Here is a 25,962-nt window from a genome sequence, read left to right as displayed (position 1 = left end):
AATGAATTTCAAAAAGATTAAGGCTTTTTTGTTGGGTTTTGATGAGTGTTGAAAACAGAAAGTATAATAATTTTGTAATCAATAATGTCAAAAACTATGAGATATGGAAACTTTTGAATAAAAGCTTCTCGGTAATTTTTCTTAAGCCGAAAATGTTTTGGATTGTTTTGGATTCTACGGAAATATTTTTCCAGTTGTTTCATAAATTTTTCTCCCAAACCCTTTTGTACATCTTCATAATAAATGTATGATTCAAGAATTTCCAAACTTGCTTCTTCCTGTAAAATTAATTCGTAAGTCATTTTAAAGCAGATTTTGCCTTCTCTTTGACTTCTTCCCAAGTGTAAGATTTGCTTTCTCCGCTTAAATATTTTTCTCGTCTTTCATTTATTTCATCGTAATGCCAATCAGGAATTGTCGGATATTCTTCTACCTGTTCTTCAGCATTAATAATTCCGTTGATGATTCGCAAAATCCTTTCATCCGCAATGTCGATGAATTCGTGAATTCTTTTTCTGATGTCTATAGTAGATTCCATTTCCTAAAACTTTAATTTTATAAAATTACAAAATTATTTTCAGCATTTTTCCAAAACGATTGCCACATTGCACCCTCCAAAACCTGAAGCTGTCTTCAAAATATATTTGATTTCTGCAGATTGGTTTTCTTTGATAATATTCAAAGGTTGTGACGTTCCGGTTTCTTTAAAGTTTTTTGATAGAATTAATATGTTTTGCAAAGCAGATTCCATTGAAATGATACTTTCTAATAATCCTGCTGCACCCAAACAATGTCCGTAATAAGCTTTCAAACTGTTCAAAGGAACATTTTCCAGATTCATTCTGTTGAAAGCGATGGCTTCCATTTCGTCGTTATAAATTGTTGCTGTTCCGTGTGCCGAAATCAAATCAATTTGTTGTGCTGAAACATTAGCTTCTCTCATTGCGTTTTTAATGCTCGCAAATAATCCGTCACCTGTTCTTGATGGTCCTGAAATATGGTTGGCGTCATTGATGGCAGAATCTCCCAATACTTTAAAACTAGATTTTTCGTTTTGAGTTGGTTCTGAAGTAATATAAACTGCTGCTGCTGCTTCACCAATATTGATTCCGTCACGGTTTTTGTCGTAAGGTTTGCAAATTTCCGTTCCAATCGCCTGAAAAGAATTGAAACCCGAAATCACAAATTCCGAAATTTCATCTCCGGCAACTACAAAAGCATCTTTATATTTTCCTGTATGGATCATATTTTTGGCAACAGCAATTGCCATAACCCCGGAAACGCATGCATTGGAAACAACAATCGGTTTTGTTTTAAATCCGAAAAAGGCAGCGATTTTCTTAGCCATTTTTGAAAGGAAAACATCTTCCGGTAAAGTCGTCTGATTTTTTAATAAACTGATATTTCCTTTTGTTGTCGATAAGATAAAAGCGGTTTTGTCTGAAAACTGATGTTTTTCAACCAAAGATTTTAAACTTAACAAAAACATTTTTTCCAACCTTGTGAAATCCTGATTATCGAAGTTTTTTTGAAATTCTTCATTTAATTTCTCAGAATCAATCATTGAGGCGTAAAAAGGCTTCTGGTTTTCTACGATTTTATGTAAAGCTACGCCAGATTTTCCTTCTAGAAGAGCATTCCAATTCGAAGAAACATCAAAACCTAAAGGTGTGACGCAGTTATAATCTGTGATGTAAATTTCCTTCTTCACGATAATCCTACTTTATCTTTCCAAGCCTGAAAAAACTCGGGATTATACAAGCATAAATTGTTCTCAGAATCCAGAAAAACCTGAATGGTTTCTCCTGAACAAACCAATTTATTCTCTTCGTTAAAAAGTTCGTATCTGTAAATCAACTTCGCAGAATTTGAATTGACGAAAGTCGTTACGATTTTGAAAGTTTCGCCATATTTCAATGGAAGAAAATGTTCGCAGGTACTTTTTACGATTGGCGTGACGTAGCCTGCTTTCTGAATGTCAAGATAGGTCAGACCGTGCTGTCTTCCAAAGGCTTCTCTTCCGTCTTCAAAATACACGATATAATGACCGTGCCACACAATTCCCAACGGATCTGTTTCATTGAATCTTACACGTACTTCTTCGGTACAAGTTAAATCTTTAGACTGCATTCTGTTTTCTTTCGTAAAATAATGCAATGGCAACCATCGCTACATAAAATAAAAATAAGAAAATCAATTCTTTGGCAATTTCTCCAATCCCGCTGTTTCGTAAAATAATGTCATAATAAGCATTTAAACCCCAATTCATCGGAGAAAATTTAGCAATAGTCTGCATAAATTCAGGCATCAGAAAAACCGGAACCCAGATTCCGCCGACCGCTGCTAAAACCACGACCGAAGTTGCCCCAAATGGAGCAGATTGCTCCTGAGTATCGGCGATAGTTCCCAATAAAACTCCGAATCCGATGGCTGCTAATCCTGCAAACAAAGTGACGATGATGAGATTCAACATCTTTCCGGTCATGTCAAATTGCGGCAAATCCATTAATGGGAAAAGCCAGATTCCTACTGCGACCATCAATAAAAACTGGATGACGCAGATGATCAGATACGTAAATGTTTTTCCTAAAATATGAATGTAATAAGGAGTGGGACTGACACGGACTCTCACGCTCGTTCCCTGACTTTTTTCTTTAACCAAATTAATAGACAATGGCACAACAATAAAGAAAATGGCAAACAACGCCCAAGCCGGAACATTATGCTGCACCGAGTTGGGTTTGGCTTCTAAAGCTGATTTCGGAATGATTTCTTTGAAAGTAATCAAACTTTGATTGTCCAGATTTTCTGTTGTTCCAAGCTGATCCTGGAATGCTTTGTAGATTTTTTTATTCTCAATTTCAAAAACCATTTTGTTGATGGCATTCATTACTGAATTTTTGAAACCTGCATTAGTTGCGGGATCGAAATAGAGATGTATGTCTTTGGCTTTTGCGGCTACAGTTTTTACTGTAGCTGAATCTACTTCCAAACCGAAGGAGCTTACAACGGTCTGAACTTTAGAATCAATATTTGAATTGATGTCTTTCGTTAAATTTTTAGGAATGACGATCGCCATTTGATAGTCGCCGGAAAATACAGCTTTTTTAGCCGAGCTTTCGTTGTAATCAGTCAGTAACTGAAAACTTTTGCTTGCTTTTAATTCTGATTCGATTCTTTTTGAAATTTCAGAATGGTCGTTGTCGATGAAAATAATCGGAATTTTTGAACCTTCGAGATTTTTAAAAGTCGAATCCTGAATCAATGTAATGGTAATAATCAGCAACAAAGGCATTAGAAATATAATGACAATTCCTCCGATATCGCGCTTTAGTAAAAGGATCTCCTTAAAAAAACTTCTCCACAGTTTATACAACATCTCTCAGTTCTTTTCCGGTTAATGATATGAAAACGTCTTCCAGGTTTTCTGCGTTGGTCACTCTTTGTATCAGTTCTTCAGGAGTTCCTGTTGCGTGGATTTTTCCGTGGTCGATGATGGCGATTTGGGTACAAAATTCTTCCGCTTCAGATAAATGATGCGAAGTATAAATAATGCATGTTCCTTTTTTATTTAAATCTAAAAGATAATCAATAATGGCCTTCTTAGACTGAACATCAACGCCAACCGTCGGTTCGTCCAGAAACAAAACTTTAGGATTATGAAGCGTTCCTGCAATCAGGTTGCAACGACGTTTCATTCCTCCTGAAAACTGGTCGACTTTTTTATCTGCGAATTTTGATAAACCCATTAATTCTAAAGATTCATCAATTGTATTCTTTAAATTTTTATGATTTAAACCGTACAAACTTCCGAAAAACATCAGATTTTCTTTGGCTGTTAAAGTTGGGTAGAGCGCATATTCCTGCGGAACAACACCAACGATTTGTTTCAGTTTTGTGCCGTTTTTCTGAGGTGAAAATCCGTTGATCGTAAAACTTCCTGATGTTGGCTTAATTAAACCTGAAAGCATAGAAATCAAAGTGGTTTTTCCGGCTCCGTTGGGACCGAGAATTCCGTAAATTTCATTTTTATCAATATTCAACGAGATATCATTTACAGAAAAGTCTTCTGCATTTTTGTATTTCTTGTAAAGATTTTTTATTTCGATGATGAAATTTGACATTGTTAGTTCTGACTTTTATGAATAAATTTTGTAGAAATCAGTTATCGCTGTAATGTACTAAAGAACTTACTACGATTACATTTTTATCTTCTTCATAAATTTCATAAACAAATCTGTCTTTTTTATTGATTCGTCTGCTCCAAATTTCTCCATCAAAATACTTTAATTGTTCTGGATGTCCATTTCCCGTTCTTGGATGTTCTTCTATTTCTTTAAAGAAAATTTCCACTTTCTTAATGTCGGATTTATTGCCAGACTTTAAAATTTTAGCAAGGTCTTTTTCCGCTTCTTTTGTACGGACTATTTGATACCTTCCCATATGTTTTTTGTGTTAACAGCAACAACATCTCCTTCTGAATAAGCTTTTCTTGCTCTTTTTACCTTTTCAGCAAAATCCTTCGAAGGAGTTTCATCTTCCTGTATTTTTAAATCAGCAACACCTAAAGCTTTTAAAATGGCTTTAATTTTTTTACTCTCGCTGGAATCTATTTTAAAACTGAATGTTGTCATAAGTGATTGCATTTTAGTACAAATTTAGATAAATTAATCTACTGACGGTTAAATCGCTTTTCTCAGTTTCTTATAAAAATCCTCTTCCAAATCAGCAATATGTAGCATTGATTTCGATAGTTGATTATAAATATCGCTTTTCAAGTTTCTGTTTTTGTAAACTCTTGCAATATCCACCGCAAAATCTCTCCAAAGATCACCAATGGCGGTAATTTCTTTAGAAAGTTCTCTCAACTGCTCATTTTTAAGAATTTCTGCCGCTTCTTGAAGAAAGGCTCCGTAAATAAAACGGAAACCTCCACCGCCGGTTCCGATTTCTTCCTGCATTCTGATCAATTGCCCGAGATAATGATTGGTCACTTTTGTTCCTTTTTTCTCTGCCCATTTCGGGATGCTTTTCGCGACCCATCTCATAGCTTTTACCCCGATAATCGGAACGGGAGCCAACATATTTTTGCAGGTATCTTTGATTCCTTTTTTGATGGCTTCTTCCAGATTTACAGTTTCCGGAATATAGGTAGGGAAATACATATGACCTTTCGGCGGAAGAGCACCTTTTGCGTAACGAACTTTTTCAAGTTCGGCTTCGGAAAGGGAAGTAGCGAAATCCATTACAGGGTCGCTGATTAAAAATCTTCCGTTTTCTTTGCCGTAAACAACAAGATTATGAGCATTGAAGTGGAATTTATATTCTTCAGGAAAATAAGTCAGGTTGAAAACGCCAACTTGTAAACCTGTCGGGATATTTTGTTCTAAATTTTTCTCTAAAGCGGTTTGCGCATCTTTTGGATTGGAGAATTTTTGTCTTTTGATTTTGATTCCCAGTCTTTTTGCGGCTTTGCTGAAAATTGCACCCGGCATCGGACGGTAGCTGAATCCCGGCGCAAAATTCACTTTTAAGAAAGGTAAATACACGAAAAACAATCCGGAACCGATTCCGAAAATCATTGGTTCGCTAAGTTTTAAACCTTTGTTAAGTAATAGATTGGAGGCAACACCGTTTTCGCAATGTGCGGTCTGATGGTGTTCAAAGTTGATCTTCATTATTATTTACCGTCGAAGTTTTTTAATTCGTCTACCGAAATTCCGAATGCATCGGCATATTTTTTCAGGGTAGAATCGCTGAGTTTTTTGAAAATTTTTGGTTTTGTATGTCTTTTCACGGTCCACTGCCATTTGTCAACATACGCTGCAAGAACCTGCAAATCCATTTTATTAAGCTCCATAAAATAGATAATTGGACTCACCAAATTATCTGCCACTTTTTGTTTTGCTTCTGCAATTCTCTCATTGATGAGTGAAAGCGACTCTTCGAGAGCGGCTTTTTTAGCATCCCAGCCAATACTGTTGGCGGTGGTATAATTATCATTTTCATCAGTAACGTATAACACTTCGGTCATATTTGCTGATTTCAGATTACTTTCGTCTTGTGGCAGATCTTGTTTTTTCACAAAAAATCTATTAAATAATTGTGTTATTAATTGGCTAAAATAAGAAAATTTACTTAAAATAACTTTCTGATATAATGTAACAATGCAATTATTATGAATACTAATCTGTTTTGAAATTTTAAATTCAATATGAAGAAATTTTTTATCTCAGTTTCTCTTTTCTGTACCATTATTGCAATGGCTCAAAAGTTTGAAACGCAAAAACAAACTGATCCACAAGGTTACAGCTACGAAACCGTAAAAAATGATCTTGCCGGAGTAAGAGTGTATACTTTGAAAAATGGACTTAAAGTGTATCTGGCTAAAAATGATGATGCACCAAGAATTCAAACCTATATTCCGGTAAGAACGGGATCTAATAATGATCCTTCAGATAACACAGGTCTCGCTCATTATCTGGAGCACATGGTTTTTAAAGGGACTTCTCATCTAGGAACTTCTGACTGGACAAAAGAAAAAGCTTTATTGGCTCAGATTTCAGATCTTTATGAGCAACACAAGGCAGAAAAAGACCCTGAAAAAAAGAAAGCTTTATACAAAAAGATAGATGAGGTTTCTCAGGAAGCATCAAAATATGCTATCGCCAATGAATATGATAAGGCTATCTCATCTTTGGGAGCAACCGGAACCAATGCTCATACGTGGCTGGATGAAACAGTTTATAAAAACAATATCCCATCAAACGAGCTTGAAAAATGGCTTAAAGTTGAAAAAGAACGTTTTTCTGAACTGGTTTTGAGACTTTTCCATACTGAGTTGGAAGCAGTTTATGAAGAATTCAACAGAGCGCAGGATAATGACGGACGTTTGGTAAACTATGCATTAATGGATGCGCTCTTTCCGAAACATCCGAATGGTCAGCAAACAACAATCGGAACTTCTGAGCATTTAAAAAGTCCTTCAATGAAGGCAATCCATAAATATTTTGATACGTATTATGTGCCTAATAATATGGCGGTAGTTTTGGTTGGGGATTTAGATTTCGACAAAACGATAAAATTAGTCGACCAATATTTCGGCACATTTAAGTATAAGGAATTGCCGATGAAGAAAATGGTTTCCGAAGAGCCTATGACCAAGATTGTAGAAAGAACGGTAAAAAGTCCGTCAACACAAAGAATGACGATGGCTTGGCGTACAGATTCTTACGGAACCCAAGAGGCAAGACTTGCGAATATGGTTGCAGAAATTTTAAGCAATAATGGGGATGCGGGTTTAATTGATCTGAATGTCAATCAAAAACAAAAAACATTAGGAGCAGGAGCCTACACAAACCCCTTGAAGACTTATGGTTCTTTCAATTTATCGGTTACTCCTAAAGAAGGGCAGAGCTTTGATGAGGCTAAAAAACTTCTTTTAGCACAGATAGATCTTGTAAAGAAAGGTGAGTTCCCGGACTGGATGATGAAAGCGATCGTAAATGACATGAAAGTTCAGCGTATGAAATCTTGGGAAACAGCAGATGGATTGGCAACAGAGCTTTATGGAAATTATATTAACGAAAGAACCTGGGAACAGGAGCTTGATGAGATCAACAAGTATGAGAAAATTACAAAAGCTGATGTCGTAAAATTTGCTAATGATTTCTTTAAAGATAATTATGTAGTTATTTACAAAGAAAAAGGAGTAAATGATAAACTGGTTCGTGTAGAAAACCCGGGAATTACTCCGATTAAAATCAACAGAGAGGCACAGACACCATTTTTGAAAGAGGTTTTAGGAATTAAACCTGCAGAAATAAAGCCTCAGTTTGTTGACTATAAATCTGCAATCTCAACCAATCAGATCAAAGACAAAAAGGTAAGTTTTGTAAAGAATAAATATAATAAAGTTGCGCAGGTAAGCTATATTTTCCCTTTCGGAACTGATAATGATAAAGAACTTTCTTTAGGAGTGAGCGTTCTGCAATATTTAGGGACAGACAAATATACTCCGGAGCAATTGAAAGAAGAATTTTATAAACTTGGAATTTCTAATAGTTTCAGAACTTCAAATGACCAAACTTTCATTACTTTGACGGGGCTTGAAGCGAATATGAAAAAAGGGGTTGAGCTTCTGAATCACTGGATGACTAATGTGAAAGCAGATCAGGCTATTTATGATCAAACCGTAAAAACCATTTTACAATCTCGTGAAGCTGCCAAAAAAGACAAAAACAGAATCATGGCTGCGCTTTCCAACTATGCTAAATACGGGAAAGAATCCAGAATGACCGATATTATTTCCAAAGAACGTCTGCAAAGCATTAATGTGAATGAACTGATGTCTAAAATAAAGACAATGAATAAATATCCTTATGAAGTGTTTTTGTATGGAGACAGCCAATCAGATCTGGAAAAATCGGTAAAGCCATTTATTTACAATTCATCTTTACAGCCTTCAAAAGCAAAGATTTATCCTGAACCTGCAACACAAGGAAAGGTTTATTTTACCAATTACGATATGGTGCAAATGGAAATGTCTAAAGTGGCTAAAGGAAGTGATGTAAACATTTCAGATTTCGGAAAGGTGAATGTTTTTAATGAATATTTTGGAAGAGGCTTATCATCTATCGTTTTTCAGGAAATCAGAGAAAGCAAGTCTTTGGCATATTCGGCTTACGTTTCTTTTGCAAATGCATCAGAAAAAGGGAAGCCCAATTATGTAACCAATTATATCGGAACTCAGTCCAATAAATTGCCTTTAGCTGTGAATGCAATGAATGATTTGATGGCAGATTTTCCACAGATTCCGGCTCAGTTTGAGAACTCAAAAGGTTCGGCTTTGAAGCAGATTGCATCCAATAGAATCAACAGAACAAATATCTTCTTTAATCAAATGGCTCTAAAAAAATTAGGCGTAGATTATGATATCAGAAAAGATATTTATGCTGAAATTCAGACACTGACTTTGCCTCAACTGACCAATTTCTACAACGCAGAGATAAAACCTTTGAAGTACAACACTGCCATCATCGGAAAGAGAGAAAATCTGAATATGGAGTCAATTAATAAAATGGGAGAATTTAAAGAAGTGACTTTAGAAGAAATCTTCGGATATTAATTTCATTAATATAAATTGTTTGAAGTGAGGCAGAAATGTCTCACTTTTTTGTGTTTTGAATTTCCTGATATAATTCAGGCAAAAACAAAAAATGTTATAAAAATGGATTTTAATGATACTATTTTATCTATTCAATTTCCTGAATAAACAAACTCATTTCCGTACGGATTAATAATTTTTCGCCTAAAAAAGTTTCACAAAAAACCTGGCAGATATTTTCATATTTTGAGATTAAAGAAGCTTTGGAAATAATCTTTTCCCCAACTTTTGGAAGTTCAAAAATCTCAATTTTTTTAATGTTGGTAATAAATCCGATGACTTTGGTTGGGGTATCAGGATTTCCAAAAAAACTTTGTCCGAAAATTGAAGAAGATGTTTGTGCTGAATGTTCAATCAGGCCAGCTTCTAGCAACTTGTTGTTCTGAACAAAAATATTTTCTGGTTTAATCTCAAAAGAAGTAGCTACTTTTTCGGGAGTAAGTTCAAGAATAAAATCTACCATCAGCATCGGCTCACGATGCGGTAAAAAATGATGGATATTGATCAGGTTTTCTTCTTTTAACTCCATTTTTTATTTTATTAAAATCTAACGGATTCAGAAAACCCGTTAGATTTATTTATTGTGACTTAATAAAAAGCTGATTATGCAACCCATTGGTTAATTTCTTTGCAGTATCATCAATTTAAATCTTTTCTCCTTTATTTTACTACTGTTTTCATCTGCGATTTTGCGATCATTTTGCCGTTGATTTTGGTTGTAATTTCTACCAAAGTTACCCCAAGCATTTCGTTGAGAATATGCACTTCTGTTTTCAGAAGATCGCCCACTTTAGGTAAGTCTTCTGCTTCAAAAGATTTGATAGCACCAATGTAACCAGTTGGTGCATCTTTTCCCAAAAGGTAAAACTGGTATCCGGTGTGAAGCGCAACGCTTTGAGCCTGATGTTCGATTAATCCTGAAGCCTGAAAAACGCCGTTATTTACAAAAATGTTGTTTTCTTGAATTGTAAAACCTGAAACCAAATGATTTTCAGAATATTCTGTAATTCCGCTCACCATTACAAAAGGAAATTTCTGAGGAATAAGACTTTCCACAAAATTTTTATCGGATGAAGGCAGCTGGGTTATCATTAAACAACTGTTAATAAAGAGCATGAATAGGCAAATCTTCCGCTTTCAGGAATGCAAAGCAGCACTTTTTCGCCCTTTTTAAGCTTGCCTGAATTCATCAGTTGTTCCAGCGCAATAAAAATAGAACCTGCACCTATATTTCCTACTTCAGAAAGGTTATAAAACCATTTTTCCCAAGGAAAATCAAGACCAACATTGGCAAATTCCTCTTTCAGTCCTTCTTTGAAGTAACCGGAAGAAATATGAGCCAATACATGATCAATAGAATCAGGGTCAAGCTCATGCTTATCAAAAGAGGCCCTTAAACTTTCTGCCCCTTTTACCAAAATATACTGGTCTAAAAGTTTTGTATCTTGTTTTAATGCAAAAATAGACTGGTTAAGCCATTCTTCTGCAGGATATTCTGCCCATGATTTTAAACTTCCGTCTTCCTGTTTTTCACAACCGGAATACATACAAGCTTCAATCTGATGAGCGTAGGAGTAAAAATCAATCCATTCTACTCTTAAAGAAGTGCTGTTTTCTCTTGGCTTATTTTCAAGCAAAAAAGCACCTGCTCCGTCAGAAAGCATCCATCTCAAAAACTCTCTTTTGAAAGCGACAATTGGTTTTTCTTCTAAAAGTTTTAGATTTTCCGCCTCATGGTTGAATTTGTCGGCAGTCATCCATGCAGAAAACCTTTCGGAACCTACACAGATTGCGTTGTTTTTCACCCCGGCTTTTACATTCAGAAAAGCATAGTTGAAAGCATTCATCCCGGAATTACATAATCCTGTCGAAGTATTGATTTCTACTGATTTTCCAATGTTTAGCTCACCGTGCACCATGGATGCGTGAGAAGGCTGGATTTGATCTGCAGAAGTGGTTCCGCAAGAAAGAAGTTCCATATCTTCTTTTTTGAAATGCTCATCAAAAAGACCTTCCACAGCTTTTGCAGTAATTTGTGCATTGGTATGTGTAGGTTTTCCGTTTTTATCTAAAGCGTAGTATCTCGTAGTAATCTTATTATTTCTAAGAATTAAAGCACGTGCTTTAGAAGGTGTATTATTGACCAGGCCAAGATAGCTTTCCATTTCATCATTTGAAATCGGCTCATTTGGCAAGTATGTAGATGCCTTGGTTATAAATACTTCGTTCATTTTATTGTTTTAAATTTATACCTTGTAAATATTCTTTTTGTTTTTGTCTCTTTCTCCACAAGACAGGAGCGAGAAGTATGTGAAATATAAGAACGATCGGAGAGATAATCCAAATCGCTGCCATCAAATATACCTTAAAGAATTTAATCAGCAAAGAGCGTTTTTCTTTTTTCTTCATAATAAGATGAGACCACACTGTAAAGATTTTATTTCCTACTTTTTCTACTCTTACCAAAAAAGGACGTATTTCCACAGCTCCGTTTTTTACAAGTTCGGGCTGTAAATCTGCAAACTTATTTTTGAAATGCCTTTCAATGATTCTTCCATATTTTACAGAGCCTTGTATTTCTTCATCAGAAACTCCTGCAGCAGGAAGCATTCCTGATTTTTCTTTTTTTCCGGTAGTCATCCATCGCAGGATTGTCAGAACACTGGTATAGTTATCATGTCTGTCCACCAAAGCGATATTTCCTACCAGTTTTGCATTCAGGGTTTTCAGATGAACTTTTAGTTTTTCCTGAGAAAGCATCCACATATTTCTGGTTCCGGAAATGGTTATTACGGGAACGTCTTTCATAATATTTTCAGCAAAACCGCTTTTCAGAAAAGAAATCGTCGGAATGGAAGGAGTAAGATACCAAACCTGATACCCAAAAAGAATCAGATCAAATTTTGTATGGAGTACTTCCTGCGGAGGAGGAAGAATTTCGCTCGGGATCTGCAGGTAAGACTCAGGAAATGTGTTGAAAAAAACATCACTTGGCCACGGAAAAGGAAAATCTTTTTTAAGCCGGATAGAATAGTACGTTACCTTATATTCGTCTTTTTTTTCTTCAAAAGGACGGGCAATATTCTTTACAATATCTTCCAGCTGACCGGTTTGTGTATAATAGATGACAAGTATGTTCTTTTGCATTAAAATATTTTAATAATTACAAAAATAAGATTTTCAAATTTATTTTTTCACGCGGAAAATGCTAACAAATTCAGAGCCATATTCTTTGGTATAGTTTAAATTTTCAAAATTTTTATTTTTAATGTTGAATAAAATGATAAGAGGATAATTGTCATTAATTTCATCAAAATCAAAAGATGAGTCTGAAACTAAAAGAACATCAGGTTTTTTTAATATTTCAGAAGGGTTTTTAATGTAGAAAAGATGTCTTTTTTTAACAAAATAGTTGTTTGCGGCAATTTTTCTTTTTTCTTCATTGCGAATCCAGGAAAAAACTTTTCTTTTTGCCTGCTGAAGTGAAAGAATGATGTCTTTCTGCCCAAAATCATCTGCCACATGGAAAATAACGGCATCTTTCGGAATCAGTTGATTAAGCTCAAAATAAACAGATTTATTTTGGTTAAAATCTTCTTTCACTGCCTTTACTACTTCCTTTTCTTTATATAAATAGGTTAAAAATAGTTTGTCTTTAAAATAATTCTCATCTTCAAGCTCGTTTCTGAGTTTCGAAAACTCTTCACGGAAATAGGCATTGATTTTTTTTGTTCTTTCCGAATAATTTTTTCCAAAAGATTCGTTGTGAAGAGAAATTCTTTCTCCAACTTTTACTGTAATTTTCCCATTATAAATAATAAAATCTCCTTTCGGCAAAACTTCCGAGTTTCCGTGGATGTAGAGTGGTAAAATATCAAGCTGCAGCTGTTCGGCAAGGTAAAATGCGCCTTTATGGAAACGTTTTACATCGTTATCATACGATCTTTCTGCTTCAGGAAATACGATGAGAGAATATCCCTGCTCTGCTTTTTCCCGAAGTTTTTCCAGTCCGTTCTCAATTCCTTGAGAAACAGGATAGAAGCCTAAAGCTCTTACCATTTTTCCGAAAACTGGAGAATTGTACACCCAGTCATTCACCAAAAAAACAATTTTAGGCGTAACCAAAGCTACTGCTAAAGTATCCAGAAACGAAGTGTGATTGGCAATAATCACAGCGGGTCTGCTGAAATCTTCTTCCGGATTTCTGATGATTTTTTTCTTTACAAAAAAATTAGTGTACAAAACAGATCCCAAAAATTTTGCAACGAGCAATTTAATGATGTATAAAGATTTTCCTTTGGAGTTTTTAGCAAAAAAACTTCCGAAAACCGAAATAATAAAACCGAATAATCCGTAATATAAAAACGATGCAACAGAATGTAAAAAAAGTCTTAGTGTAATAGGGGAGAGTCCTTTTTTTGTACGGTTAATAATTAAAAACCTAAACCAGAAAGGATATAAAGTGGAGGTGATAACAATTACGGAAAACATTCCGATTAAGGCAACCAAAGCCAGTGAATGCAATGCAGGATGCTTCGCAAAAATCAATGATCCGATGGATAAAACCGTTGTAAAAACCGCCAGAATAATTGAAATTCTATATGTGGGAAGCTCGTTTTTGCCAGTTGTATGCTCTTTTTGCATTGCCTTTGTAAGAAAAATGCTGAAATCGTCTCCCACACCAAAAACTAAAGTGCAGACTACTGTGCTGAAAATATTAAGTTCAAGCCCTGAAAAATAAAGAAGTCCTGCTGTAACAATTCCTGTCAAAACAATAGGAAACATCGTGAGAAGGGAAAGCTCAAAGTTTCTGAAGAAAAGAATGATGGTAAGAACAATAGCAAGAAGAGAATAATTGATCAGCGTATTAAAATCGTCTTTCAGTAACCCCAAAAAGTTTTCGTTCATTTGCTGCCGGTCAATTGCTAAAGCGTTTTGATTATTTTTAACATCCTGTATAAAAGCATCTCTTTTGTTTTCATTTACTTTTACAATATTGGATATGGTGTAAAAGCCATTTTCACTGCTGAGAAATTCTTTAATCTGTACTGCTTTTATTTTGGAATAATCCTGAAGTGTTAAAATAGAATAATCTTTGCTTAAAGTTTCATTAAACTGAGTGAATGCAGAAGAATTAAATCCAAAAATATTTCCGTTTGTAACCAATTGATTGATGGTTTCTGTCTTGCGTTTTGAGTTCCAGAATCGGTTCCATTGTTCTATTTTTTCACGTTGAGTTTTTTCAGATAAAACAATATTTCCGATGGAGGTATAGTTCAGTATTTTACCGGCTTTTTTTTCTTTTTCTAAGAACCGGGAAAGTTTTGAATTTTGCTCCAAAGCTTCCTGCTCAGAATTCCCATAAGAAATGGTATAAACAGATTTGGAAGTGATGTCTGAAAGTTTCTGAATTTTAGCTTCACTGATTTTTAAGTCGTTCGGAATATAATTTAAGTCTCCAATGTTTTTGTTGAAGCCAACATGTCTGAAACCAAAAAGACAGGCAATAATGATCATTGTACAAACGATAACAAGCGTCTTGTTTTTTTCGTACGGATAGTTTCCGATAACGTCAATAAAATTAGTTTTAGAATTTTGACTTTCAGTTTTTGGATGATAAAGCTGCGGAACAATGAGAAGTGCAGCAATTGAAGAAATAAAGACCGTCATTGCTGCAAAAAGCCCAAGATCTCTGAGTGCTTCTGATTTTACAAAAACAAGACATAAAAAAGAAACCGCTGTTGTAATACTGCTTAAAATAACAGGTTGTGTAATCTCTTTATACAGTTCCTCAATATTGTTGTTGTGCTTGTAATGGGTGAGAATGTGCAGTGCGTAATCAATGGTGATTCCGATCAGAATAGCACCGATTCCCAGTGAAATGGCAGAAATTTTATCTTTTATAAAATAAAGAATCATCAGCGATACAAAAACGGAAACAACAGTGGGTAAAAATACAATCAGAGGCGTAAAAAAGTTTCTGAAATAATACATTAGCAAAATCAAAAGTACCGTCATCGAAATAATGACCGTATTCTGAATGTCTTTTTTAATTTGCTGTGCATTAGCAACCGCTATCACTGGCGAACCGAAATAACTGATTTCGGTTTTTCCTTTGAAATTCTGATTGAGGGTTTCTTTAATTTTATTCAGTTCATCAACAAAAAATTCGTTGTTTTTGGTTTCGCTGCCTTTGTTTTTAGGATTGATAAAAAGCAGAAGGTTTTTCCCGTCTTTAGAAACAATGTAATTATCTTCAAGTTTAAAATCTTTGCTGATATTGAGTGTATTGAGTTTTTTTAAGCCTAAAAAAGTAATTGCCAAAGGATCTTTTTTGATAAACTCTTTGGTCACTAAACTTGTAGGAGAAACCAAAGAAATATAATTGCTTTCTACTTGTTTTGCAATACTGTCTTTATTGAGTTTACGCTCAATTTCGATATAATCTTTTGGGTCTAAAAAAAGTGGCAGATTTTGATTAAGGAAATCAAATGTTTCAGAAATCTGGTTTTCATCAACTTTTCCTTCAATCGCATCAATGTAATTTTGCAGGGGTTTAATTTTATTTAAAAACGTATCTGCAGTTTCCGAAAGCCGGAAATCGTTGTTTTTTGATTTGTTTTCAATAATAACAACAATTTTGTCTGAAAAGTTGAGCTGTTTGAGAACTTTTGCCGTGAGATCAGATTTTTCGTTTTTGGGAATAATCTGGCTGATGTCTTCTTCGAAATTTATTTTTGAAGCGAAAAGTCCGCAAACGAAAAGAAGTCCCAGTGTTAAAACTGCGTACAGGAGACGGTTTTTGGAAATCAAATAATATAAATAAATGAAAATGCAATGCATTGTCTGGGAAAATCAAGTTGCAAATTTAATTTTTTAAGAGTTAGATTAAACTATATGTGAGGAAGTTTTAACTGAAAATCAGTAAAATATTCATTATAAAAAGAAAAAAACTTATACTTTTGCAGAAGTTCCCTTTTTGACAGTAAATAAAAAAACAAATTCATCTTAAAAAGATGCTGATCGTATGTTGAAAACGATTGATGAAAAATTTTCCGGATTTCTGTTTGTAGTAATTTTCCCATTTCTGCTGTTTTTCATGTCGTATTACGGCTTTGAATCTACTTATGTGGGCTTAAAAATAATGAAGGAAGCTCCAGACTTTATGTTTTCCTCTGTTTATGCCTACCGTGTTATCCCGAATTTTGTGATGGTTGAAGTTTTTGAAGGCGTAAATTATTTAATAAAAAATTATTTTGTATCACAGGAAAGTTTTATTCTAAAAAACGGAACTGTTTTCTATCACAGTATTTTTTTGATCAACGCTTTCTTTTTCGTTCTTTCTTCAATTATTTTAAATAAGATTCTAAACTATCATCCATCAGATCTGTTTAAGGGAAAGGTGAATCGGATTTTTCATTTGCTTGCCATTTTCTTTATCGTTATTGTGCAGTATGTTCCTACTAATTGTGATTTGATTGCCGTGTTTTTTTATCTTCTTGGGATTTTGTTTACTTTGCGTTATTACCGCCATCAAAGAACAGCTGATTTAATACTGCTTTGTACAACTATTTTGGTATCAACCTTTGTAAGAGAAACATCATGCCTTAATATTGCATTTTTTGCGGCTATGTTTTTAGATTTAAAGAATCTGAGGCAGACTCGAATTTTAAAAGAAACTGTTTTTCTGATCATTTCATTTGTACTGCCATATTTTGCATTGAAGATGATGATTCCTCAGGAGGCTTCTTTTTTTGAAGGAATTTATATAAAGAATAATTTTACGAGTCCTTTTAATCTGGCGGGATTAATGTTTGGGATTTTAGGATATTATTTTATGCTTCAATTGGGAAACTCTGAGCATAAAATCATAATGAAAAAATATTTATTTTTCTCAATGCCTTATCTGCTTATGATTACTTTTGTCGGACTTTTCTGGGAAAGCCGATTGTTTTTGCCTTTGATTCTGACTGCATTGATAATTGCTTCTCATCAACTTAAAATCTTCGTACAACCTAAATGAATTTATTACATCCATATTACATCATTGCGATTGTCATTATGATATTCTTCAGTTTTCAGGAAGTTTATGGAAGACGAGTTGAGAAAAAATGGCTTTGGTTTTTAGGTGGATATCTTATTATTCTTGCCGGGCTTAGGGATAATGTAGGTCCTGATTATGGTAGTTATGTAGGTATTTATAATTATTCCGATACTAAGCTTTATATCAGTATTATTTTCAAGGCTTTGTATCTTGAAGGACCACAACCGGTAGAACTTGAGTGGCTGTTTGTTCTTATTAATAAAATATTGCTTAATATTTTTGATGCTCCTTTTTATATGCTGACTCTGGTTATTGCAACAATAACAATCATATTAAAAGTAGAGTACATTGATGATAATACATTTTATCCTTTTACGTTTATCCTTTTCATGTTTATTCCAGGTTTTTTTATTGGTGAAAGTGGTCAGATTAGACAATGTTTGGGATCTTTTGTTGTTTACTATGCTATAAAATATATTAAGCAGGAAAATCTGCTGATGTATCTTTTATGTATTTATCTGGGAGCAGGAATTCACAATGTCTGCTATATTTTTCTTCCTATGTATTGGGTAGCAAGAATTCCGATCAATAAATTTTGGATGCTTGTTTTTATTATTGCATCTATTTTTGCTTCACCTTTTGAGGTTTATCGTGTATTTGGAAGTTTTATGGATTCCGTGGCAGGAGATGCAATGATTGTAGAAGGCTTTAATGGCTATATAGATGAATCAGTAGAACGTCTCAATGGAGGATTTGGTATACCTGAAGGAATGATGACAATTCTTACATTCTTTTTGTTTTATTTTGATACTCCGATGAAAGAAAAGTATCCTTATTATGAATATCATAGAAATTATGCGGTTATAGGAATATGCTTTTACTTTATATTCAGAAACAATCCTATTTTCTCATCCAGACTTGCCGGTGCCTTTATCGGGTTTTCCTATATAATTATTCCTAACGCTATGTATGTGGTTTCATATGGCACAAAGAGGCTTATTCACACATTTTTAATTGTTTTATTTATATTTAACTTTATTGTTTTTGCCAGCTTTAAAAATATTCTTAAGGGTAGATTCACTGTTGAAATGTATAAGAACCATGTGCTTCCATAACGCATTTTGCTCTTCTTTTAATGTCGAGTAATTTTTATTAAATCTTAATAAAGATTTGCTTTGTCCTATTATATTTTTTCCGACAATGTTGTAGTTTTGTATTGACCAAATCGAAATTAAATTTATTCCTATAAAAATTTATTGCAAGTAATTTTTTATTAATACATGTTTTTTATTGGTTTGATAATAATTCTTGTGGTATTTTTTTTAGAAATTGATAAATTTTAAAAATCACAAAATTATTACATTATGAAAAAGCATTACTTGTTTTGTATTGCAACGGCTTTATCACTTTATTCTGCAGATGCTTCTGCACATAATCTACTCAATAGTAAAACTGAATCTGAAAAAGACAGTATAGAAAATCAGGGTCATGAATTGGAAATCCTCAATGCCCGAAGAAAAGTTGGCAAAGACTGGATGAAAGCTCCTAATAGCTATATATTTGATCCATCACAATCAGAAGACGGACTGTATATTCCGGTAAAGAAAGCTTATGCAATGTGGCTTGGCTATAAATATCTTGGGTATTCAAGTATTCCTTCAGGAACGGTTACGGCTGATGTTCTCTGGGAAGATAGCCACGGATTGATCAAGTCGGGAGCTAACTATGCATTAGAAATTGTAGGTGCAGGAGAAGATGCTAAAATTAAAGTTCCTATCAATAAAGTAAAGGAAGGAAATGCGGTCATTGCCTATAAAGTAAATGGGGAGATTTTCTGGTCGTGGCATATTTGGGTAACAGATAACCCTGCCAATGGCTCTTCTTATAAAAGTTTTAGTCAAGTTAAAAGACAAAAGATTGACGGAACTGTAGAAGTAATCCCGGATACAGAATGGAAATGGATGGATCGTAATTTAGGTGCTCTCAGCAATTCAAATAGCGCCGATGCCTGGATCAAAAACGGAGGTTTGCTTTATCAATGGGGTAGGAAAGATCCTATCCCGCCACTGGTCTATAAAGGGAACGACTTTTACGAAGTTTCTGGTTCTGTAGGGAGAATCCGTCACAGAGGTGCAAAGAATTTTACCAATGCAACTAATTTTGATAATTTAAGGAGGTTTGTACTGTTATCTAATGCCACCCTTGACCATAATATACGCCTTTCTGTACGAAATCCGTTGAGTCTTATTTATGTTAATAAAGATGATAATTCAGGCCTTGCTTTTTACAACAATAATCCTAATTTGATGATCAATTGGTTTGGAAGATCAGTAAGTTTGGCAGACAGTCGCCTTACAGAGCTCAATCTTTGGTCAGATAATTCACGTGGAAGACTTGGAACTGATTATACAAATGATGCAGCGGCGGCTCCTTATAAAGATAAATCAGGTTTTGATCCTTGTCCTAACGGTTGGAGGCTTCCCTCAATGTTGGTAGCGCATCAGGCTTCTGCAAACTATATTGACGATATAAGGATTGATTTTTCTCCGTTTGGAGTGAAAACTAATCTGGGCAGGAATACTTTTGAATCTAATGGCTATCATATTATCAAACCTAATGACAATAATGTTCCGTCTTTTATGACTGGCTTTAAATTATATCCTAATTTAGGATTTGACTTATCAAATGTCGGAGGACATAATATGGGAGTTTTCCCCGGAACCGGACAATTGGCTGTCAATTCGCAAGGAGGTCAATATACTGACCAGCATCAGGTTGGATTATGGACCGCAACAATGACAAGATTGTATGATACAACTCCAGCTGTCGGAGCAAGAATATTATTTATGGTTCCGGATCAGTATCAACCGGACACTCCGAATTCTTCTAATCCCAATATCAAAGGAAGATATTGGTACAAACCTCTTTCCGTGGCTAAAACTTCGGATGCAAATGCATGCCGTTGCATAAAAGATCCGCTTTATATACTAAATAATTATGATTTTCCGACAGAATTTATTTCCTCTTCCAATAGCTTTACGGAGGGATTAAATAATCCTAATACATATCAGGTAGTGAAAAGCACCGGGACTACGGTAATAGAAATTCCTGTTACGAAAGCTTTTTCTGCTCAAAGCCAATTGCTCAATAATCCAGATATTTTAAATCCATCAAGTTTCAATGATTTAAAAGTAAATGTTCTATGGTCTACCAATACAGCATTGATCACTGCAATCAATATCATTAATCCTTCTCCGGGATCTGCTTCAGCATTATCAAATTCAAAGATTATTGTCAACATTGCCCCCAACCAAAATGGAAATGCCGTTATTACGCTCCATAATGGAAGTATTACCAATCCTGTTTACTGGTCTTGGCATATCTGGGTAACCGATACTGCTATCGGAACTTATAATTACACTACCGAAATACCAAATCCTGCAGCTCCTAATTACATCAACTATGTAGGGAAAGGAGATGTTTTGAAAACAGAGTTTATGGATCGTAATCTGGGTGCTACAGATGCTTTTCCGATTGTTGCTAATCCTCTCACGCCTACTGCTGCAGAATATGCAAAAATAAGAGCTTCTACAGGTTTGCAGTATCAGTGGGGAAGAAAGGATCCGATTCCTGGTTTTCAGTATGCAGATACACGAGCTTCCTACAACATTTTTTTAGGAGCAGTCAATTCATCGGGATCTGTTGCATATACTATGCTTACTCCGGCAGTATATAACAATTTGTCAGGAAATTATATCATACCTTATAATACCTATACTAATTCTGCAAATGCTAATGTTTTAGCAACTGATAAAGTAAACGAAAAATTAGCCAAAGTTTTAACATACTCGGTTAGAAATCCTTTAGTTTATATGATTCCGAGCTCATTAGCACCATATAATTCAGCTGCACCCAATTACACCAATGGTACAGACTGGCTGGCAAATGAGCCTAATCTGGCTCCGGACAGATGGGGTAGAGGAGGAGAGAAATCGCCATTTGATCCTTGTCCTGAAGGTTGGAGAATTCCTGATCTTACTGGTGTGGCTATTACTACAAATAAAGATTACGGAATTTCTCCTTGGTATAAAAAAGATAAAAAAGTGGCAACAAGTTACAGTGTAATTACTGACTATGCAGGGGTAAGAGTAAGAAATACCACTACCACAACAATTGGTTATATGTTTAATGATCCCACATATTCTGTAGGAAATTACCCCAATTCAGGTTCGCGCGGATTCAGAAGCGTTACCGCAAATCAAACGGCAGCAGGAACATTCAATTCCAATAATTATCAGTTTCCGGGAGTATGGACTGCAGTTTTAAATTCAAATTATATTGGTAGACCGGTAAATATTCTTTTTAATGCAGCTTCTACGGCTAATCAGTTTATAGCATTTCACGATAACAATGATCCTTATTTCGGAATGAGTTGCCGTTGTGTAAAAGTAAAAACCAATCAGGATGGTTTTGAGGAAGGTCCTGTTCCTGCAATACCTGTCTCTCCGGGAATTTCTTCTGTAAAAGCTCCAAATGTTTTTACTGAAAAAGAAATTGAAACCAAAGTAAGAGAAAATCAGATTGTTTTGTTTCCTAATCCTGTGAAAGATGTTCTATATGTGAAAGCAACTGAAGATAAAGATTATTACTATCAGATTTACAATGCTTCAGGACAACTGATAAAATCAGGGAAATTTGAAAGCAAAAAAACAGATGTTTCTTCACTTGTGCAAGGAGCCTATCTGGTAAGAATCAACAATTCTGAAAGTATTGTAAAAATAATTAAAAGGTAGCATTTATTTCCTCTTGGGTAGCCATTGTTTTTTGTTAAAAAATAGTAATTGAGCTAAATGTAGCTACATTCTCTATAAAATAGCTTTCAAGTACGGCAAATTTCATAATTTTGGAAACTTAATATGAGATTGTCCGGATTTGAGAGCTATTTCTTTTTTGAGACAAACTTAAAAAAACACAAGGCTTGAAGAATATTCTGTCCTACATAAATATTAAAATTTTAATCTATCTTATCATTATTGCAACAGCTTTGTTTGCAATCGTATTTACGTATATTCATAATATTAATTCAGACGGCTATATTTTAGGTGACTGGCTTATCAATTATCAGGACGGCGGTTTCAAAAGAAGGGGGCTTTCCGGTAGTTTTTTCTTTTTTCTTCAGGATCTCACAGGTTTGAAACTGCAGTATTTAGTCTACGGTTTTCAACTCATTATTATTACCTCTTTTTTTTATTTTTATTTTAAAAGTATTCAGTATAAAGAAACAACATTTCTTTATCTCTCTCTGCTTTTGTCTTCGATTGGTTTTATAGGAATTTTCAACTGTGTAGATTATGTTGGAAAAAAAGAATTTATAGTATTTTTTCTTTTTGCTTATTTTGTTTATCATCTCAACAAAAATTCATTATCACGATTACAAGAAAATGCTGTAGTTGCGGGTCTTTTTATTGCCATGTTTTTCCATGAGATTACACTTTTTTTTGTTCCTTATTTTTTGATTGCATTGTATCTGAAAACTCAGAAGCCTGAGTGGAAAAGATATATAAAATATATTTTAGCAGTTTTTATTCCTGCAGTACTCATTGTTGTGTTTGGAAAAGAAATCAATGAAGGGCAGTCTTTACAGATTCTCCAACACCGGGGCGTGATTCTTACCAAAGGAATTTTCTTTTGGGATATTAATGAAAGGCAATACATCAAAGAGCATTTCGATGAATACCGATTGTATTTTCTGAGTTTGCTGATCAGTGTTTTTCATATGGGATATTATTTAAAAAATCAAACTCACCAAAAGTATCTGTCTATTTTATTGACAGGAGCTTTTTTGTTTTCATTGCCACTATTCTATCTCGCCATTGATTGGGGGAGATGGATGTACATCCATATGATATTCCTCATCGTGCTTTTGCCTTTATTACTAAGAGATTCGGCAAATTCATCAACTTCTGAAAAGCTGATCGCCAATAGAAAATTCTGGGTAACATTTTGCATTATTTTTTTCTCATTAATGTACCGGGTGGAGATGTCGGGAAGAGGGTTTACTTTTGAAGGATTCTTCTACAGAACACTCTTTGCGCCCCTTGAATTGTTAAATAAAATGATTTGACAAAACCCATCTAATAAAAAAGCTTTACTTTTGCAAAAATTTTCAGTATGTCGAAAAATTTAGTAATCGTTGAGTCTCCGGCAAAAGCAAAAACTATTCAGAAATATTTAGGAAAGGATTTTGAAGTAAAATCCAGTTTCGGTCACATCCGTGATCTTCCTAAAAAAGGAATGGGGATTGATTTGTCAACATTTAGTCCCGATTACGAAGTTTCAGCCGACAAAAAGAAATTGGTTACAGAATTGAAAGCAGCGGTGAAGAAAGCTGATGTGGTTTGGCTGGCTTCCGATGAAGACCGTGAAGGAGAAGCTATTGCGTGGCATTTGGCAGAGGAATTAAAACTGAAGCCGGAAAATAGAAAACGGATTGTTTTCCACGAGATTACTAAAAATGCGATTCTGAAAGCTATTGAAAATCCTAGAGATATAGATCAGAACTTAGTTAATGCACAACAGGCAAGAAGGGTTCTCGACAGGATTGTTGGTTTTGAAATGTCTCCTGTTCTCTGGAAAAAAGTAAAACCGGGACTTTCTGCGGGAAGAGTACAGTCGGTTGCAGTGCGTTTAGTCGTTGAAAGAGAAAAAGAAATTCGCAGTTTTGTACCGAAAGCAAGTTTCAAGCTTGATGCTGTTTTTTTAAATAAAGCAAGTCAGGAAATATCAGCAAAACTTAAAAAGGATTTTGATAAAGAATCAGAAGCTGAAAACTTCTTAGAATTAGCCAAAAATACAGAGTTTAAAGTACTCAATGTTGAAACCAAACCAGGAAGCCGTTCTGCATCTGCTCCTTTTACAACTTCTACTTTACAACAGGAAGCGTCTTCAAGATTGGGCTATAACGTAACCAATACAATGCGTCTTGCCCAACGTCTGTATGAGGAAGGTCACATTACTTACATGAGAACCGACTCGGTAAACCTCTCCCAAGAGGCAATTGAAGGTGCTAAAAATCAGATTATTTCAGAATACGGATCAGAATATTCTTCTCCTAGAAATTATACCACAAAATCTTCGTCTGCACAGGAAGCTCACGAAGCAATACGACCTACAGATTTTTCGGTAAAAACGATTGGTGATGCCCAGTTGAGCAAATTATATCAGCTGATTTACAGAAGAACGCTGGCTTCTCAGATGGCAAATGCTAAAATAGAGAAAACAGTAATAGAAATCGGAAATGCAAAACTTCCGCAGCATTTTGAAGCTCAGGGTGAAGTGATTATTTTCGATGGTTTTCTCAAAGCTTACGGAATCGTAAAGACAGAAGAAGATGATGAAGAAAACAACGAAAAACTGTTGCCAAAAGTGACGGTTGGTGAAGTTTTAAACTATAAAAAAATCACCGCTACAGAAAAGTTTACCAGACCAAGTGCCAGATACACCGAAGCAGGATTGGTAAGAAAACTGGAAGAATTAGGAATTGGGCGTCCTTCTACATATGCACCTACCATTCAGACCATTCAGAACAGAGAATATGTGGATAAAAGAGAGATTGAACCACAGATAAGAGAGGTCGTAAAGATTTCTTTAGCCAACGATACAATCAAAAAAGAAGTCCTTGACGAAAAATTCGGGGGCGACAAAAATAAATTTGTTCCTACAGATATTGGTGAAGTGGTGAATGATTTTCTTACCGATAACTTTACGGAAATTCTTGATTACGGATTTACCGCAAGAGTAGAAGAAAGTTTTGATGAAATTGCCAATGGTGGACAAAAATGGAAAGAAATGATGACCGATTTCTACACTCAGTTCCATCCTAAAATTGAAGATGTAGAAGAAAATGCTGACCGTGCAACCGGAGAGAGGCTTTTGGGAGTTGATCCTAAAACCGGGAAAAACGTCAATGCACGAATTGGAAGATTCGGACCAATGATTCAGATTGGTGAAACGGATGATGAAGAAAAACCAACTTTTGCATCACTGATGGTAGGACAAAATATTGCAACCATTACTTTGGAAGAAGCTTTGGAACTTTTTAAACTTCCTTTCGATCTGAAAGAAGTTGACGGAAATCCTGTGTCGGTGGGGGTAGGAAGATTCGGACCTTATGTGAAATGGGGCGAAACGTATATCAGTATTCCTAAAGGTGAAGATCCCCTTTCTGTGGATCAAAATCGGGCAGAAGAAATTATTGCCGAAAAGAAAAAAGCTGATGCTCCGATTGCAACTTACAAAGGCGAACCGGTAACTAAAGGAAGTGGAAGATTTGGTCCGTTTATTAAGTATAAAGATATTTTTGTGAATGTTCCGAAGCGTTATGATTTTGAGAATCTTTCGCAAAGTGATATTAACGAATTGATTGATGCTAAACTTGAAAAAGAAGCTAACCGTTACATACAGCAATGGGAAAGTGAAAAAATTTCCCTTGAAAACGGAAGATGGGGACCTTTCATCAAATTCGGAAAAGCGATGTTCAAAATTCCGAAAAAAGCTGATGATACAAAGTATGAAAGCGATGAGCTGAAAGAAGTTTCTTTAGAAGAAGTTAAAAAATGGATTACTGCACAAGACCCCAAAGCATTTGCTGAAAAGAAAAAAACAGCTGCCAAAAAAGCTCCGGCTAAAAAAACAGCAACAGCGAAAAAGCCTGCTGCCAAGAAACCTTCAGCGAAGAAATAGTAAACTGAAA

Annotated in this window: 21 protein-coding genes; 6 read left to right on the top strand and 15 right to left on the bottom strand. The window is 34.9% G+C overall.

What is annotated here, in order from left to right; genetic code table 11:
• Positions 1–17: 17 nt before the first annotated feature.
• From FOL89_RS13475 to FOL89_RS13430, 10 genes are read right to left on the bottom strand one after another with little or no spacing between them, the layout of a single operon-like run.
• Complete coding sequence (locus tag FOL89_RS13475) at positions 18–302, bottom strand: type II toxin-antitoxin system RelE/ParE family toxin (protein ID WP_144283323.1); 285 nt, start codon at positions 300–302, stop codon at positions 18–20.
• Positions 299–538 carry an addiction module protein gene (locus FOL89_RS13470; protein ID WP_144283322.1) on the bottom strand — a complete coding sequence of 80 codons (240 nt, stop codon included), beginning with the start codon at positions 536–538 and terminating at the stop codon, positions 299–301. The genes FOL89_RS13475 and FOL89_RS13470 overlap by 4 nt, the downstream gene beginning before the upstream one ends.
• A gap of 39 nt (positions 539–577) precedes the next feature.
• Positions 578–1,711, bottom strand: coding sequence for a beta-ketoacyl synthase N-terminal-like domain-containing protein (locus tag FOL89_RS13465; RefSeq protein ID WP_144283321.1), 1,134 nt, complete (start codon positions 1,709–1,711; stop codon positions 578–580).
• Positions 1,708–2,130 (bottom strand): acyl-CoA thioesterase, encoded by a 423-nt coding sequence (locus FOL89_RS13460; protein WP_144283320.1) that lies wholly within the window; start codon positions 2,128–2,130, stop codon positions 1,708–1,710. Before FOL89_RS13460 ends, FOL89_RS13465 begins: the two co-directional genes overlap by 4 nt.
• Entirely contained in the window at positions 2,120–3,379 is a 1,260-nt protein-coding gene (locus FOL89_RS13455; RefSeq protein WP_144283319.1) for an ABC transporter permease, read from the bottom strand. Before FOL89_RS13455 ends, FOL89_RS13460 begins: the two co-directional genes overlap by 11 nt.
• Entirely contained in the window at positions 3,369–4,124 is a 756-nt protein-coding gene (locus tag FOL89_RS13450; RefSeq protein ID WP_144283318.1) for an ABC transporter ATP-binding protein, read from the bottom strand. The genes FOL89_RS13455 and FOL89_RS13450 overlap by 11 nt, the downstream gene beginning before the upstream one ends.
• A gap of 37 nt (positions 4,125–4,161) precedes the next feature.
• Positions 4,162–4,443 (bottom strand): Txe/YoeB family addiction module toxin, encoded by a 282-nt coding sequence (locus FOL89_RS13445; RefSeq protein ID WP_144283317.1) that lies wholly within the window; start codon positions 4,441–4,443, stop codon positions 4,162–4,164.
• On the bottom strand, positions 4,425–4,634 hold the full coding sequence (locus FOL89_RS13440; RefSeq protein WP_144283316.1) for a DUF2683 family protein: 210 nt from the start codon (positions 4,632–4,634) through the stop codon (positions 4,425–4,427). The genes FOL89_RS13445 and FOL89_RS13440 overlap by 19 nt, the downstream gene beginning before the upstream one ends.
• 48 nt (positions 4,635–4,682) lie before the next feature.
• The gene (locus FOL89_RS13435) at positions 4,683–5,678 is read right to left on the bottom strand and encodes a BtrH N-terminal domain-containing protein (protein WP_144283315.1); all 996 of its coding nucleotides are present in this window, start codon (positions 5,676–5,678) and stop codon (positions 4,683–4,685) included.
• A 2-nt stretch (positions 5,679–5,680) separates the two neighbouring features.
• Positions 5,681–6,085 (bottom strand): hypothetical protein, encoded by a 405-nt coding sequence (locus tag FOL89_RS13430; protein ID WP_144283314.1) that lies wholly within the window; start codon positions 6,083–6,085, stop codon positions 5,681–5,683.
• 129 nt (positions 6,086–6,214) lie between these two features.
• On the opposite strand from FOL89_RS13430, the gene FOL89_RS13425 reads away from it, so the two are divergent.
• Positions 6,215–9,127, top strand: coding sequence for a M16 family metallopeptidase (locus tag FOL89_RS13425; RefSeq protein WP_144283313.1), 2,913 nt, complete (start codon positions 6,215–6,217; stop codon positions 9,125–9,127).
• Positions 9,128–9,254: 127 nt separating this feature from the next.
• On the opposite strand, the gene FOL89_RS13420 is transcribed toward FOL89_RS13425, so the two are convergent.
• From FOL89_RS13420 to FOL89_RS13400, 5 genes are all read right to left on the bottom strand, one after another.
• A complete protein-coding gene (locus tag FOL89_RS13420; protein ID WP_144283312.1) occupies positions 9,255–9,695 on the bottom strand; it encodes an ABC transporter permease in 441 nt (146 codons plus the stop codon).
• Between the two features lie 131 nt (positions 9,696–9,826).
• Entirely contained in the window at positions 9,827–10,258 is a 432-nt protein-coding gene (locus tag FOL89_RS13415) for a hypothetical protein (protein WP_144283311.1), read from the bottom strand.
• Positions 10,258–11,397 (bottom strand): beta-ketoacyl-ACP synthase III, encoded by a 1,140-nt coding sequence (locus FOL89_RS13410; RefSeq protein ID WP_144283310.1) that lies wholly within the window; start codon positions 11,395–11,397, stop codon positions 10,258–10,260. The genes FOL89_RS13415 and FOL89_RS13410 overlap by 1 nt, the downstream gene beginning before the upstream one ends.
• Position 11,398: 1 nt before the next feature.
• A complete protein-coding gene (locus FOL89_RS13405; protein ID WP_144283309.1) occupies positions 11,399–12,313 on the bottom strand; it encodes a dialkylrecorsinol condensing enzyme DarA in 915 nt (304 codons plus the stop codon).
• A gap of 39 nt (positions 12,314–12,352) precedes the next feature.
• Positions 12,353–16,009, bottom strand: coding sequence for an MMPL family transporter (locus FOL89_RS13400; protein ID WP_144283308.1), 3,657 nt, complete (start codon positions 16,007–16,009; stop codon positions 12,353–12,355).
• Positions 16,010–16,193: 184 nt separating this feature from the next.
• Here FOL89_RS13400 and FOL89_RS13395 point away from each other — a divergent pair, with 184 nt between their 5' ends.
• From FOL89_RS13395 to topA, 5 genes are all read left to right on the top strand, one after another.
• Positions 16,194–17,189, top strand: a complete 996-nt coding sequence (locus tag FOL89_RS13395) for a hypothetical protein (RefSeq protein ID WP_144283307.1) — start codon at positions 16,194–16,196, stop codon at positions 17,187–17,189.
• Positions 17,186–18,325, top strand: coding sequence for an EpsG family protein (locus tag FOL89_RS13390; protein ID WP_144283306.1), 1,140 nt, complete (start codon positions 17,186–17,188; stop codon positions 18,323–18,325). The genes FOL89_RS13395 and FOL89_RS13390 overlap by 4 nt, the downstream gene beginning before the upstream one ends.
• A gap of 249 nt (positions 18,326–18,574) precedes the next feature.
• Positions 18,575–22,003 (top strand): T9SS type A sorting domain-containing protein, encoded by a 3,429-nt coding sequence (locus tag FOL89_RS13385; RefSeq protein ID WP_144283305.1) that lies wholly within the window; start codon positions 18,575–18,577, stop codon positions 22,001–22,003.
• Positions 22,004–22,188: 185 nt separating this feature from the next.
• Complete coding sequence (locus tag FOL89_RS13380) at positions 22,189–23,334, top strand: hypothetical protein (protein ID WP_144283304.1); 1,146 nt, start codon at positions 22,189–22,191, stop codon at positions 23,332–23,334.
• A 47-nt stretch (positions 23,335–23,381) separates the two neighbouring features.
• Positions 23,382–25,952, top strand: coding sequence for a type I DNA topoisomerase (gene topA, locus FOL89_RS13375; RefSeq protein ID WP_144283303.1), 2,571 nt, complete (start codon positions 23,382–23,384; stop codon positions 25,950–25,952).
• Positions 25,953–25,962: the final 10 nt, after the last annotated feature.

It is taken from the genome of Chryseobacterium echinoideorum (assembly GCF_007474535.1).
Taxonomy (GTDB): Bacteria; Bacteroidota; Bacteroidia; order Flavobacteriales; family Weeksellaceae; genus Chryseobacterium; species Chryseobacterium echinoideorum.
Note: the sequence above shows the minus strand (reverse complement) of the source record. Positions and strands in the feature narration are given on the sequence as shown.